This window comes from Lactobacillus corticis (assembly GCF_018327645.1).
Classification (GTDB): domain Bacteria; phylum Bacillota; class Bacilli; order Lactobacillales; family Lactobacillaceae; genus Lactobacillus; species Lactobacillus corticis.
This window is the reverse complement of the sequence record NZ_BMAY01000063.1, coordinates 1-209: the sequence shown is the minus strand read 5'-3', so window position 1 is coordinate 209 and position 209 is coordinate 1. Positions and strand designations below refer to the sequence as shown.

Sequence of the window (209 nt, the reverse complement as noted above, 5' to 3'; positions counted from 1 at the left end):
TGTTAATGTCTGTTTTCTTATCGGCCAAATCATAGCCAGTAACTTCCAACTTGCCTGATTGAATTGGCTCCAAGCCATTGATGGTTCTGATCAGAGTTGACTTTCCGGAACCGGAAGATCCGATGATCGTTACAACTTGGCCCTCTTCAATTTCCAAATTAATGTCCTTCAAGGCATGAAGCTTGCCATAGTATTTATTAACGTGATCA

General features: G+C 41.1%; 1 protein-coding gene. It reads right to left on the bottom strand.

Translation table 11 applies throughout. The features are described from left to right. Positions 1-209 (bottom strand): ATP-binding cassette domain-containing protein (locus KI210_RS08730; RefSeq protein ID WP_212781476.1); only part of this gene is annotated, 209 nt, incomplete at both ends.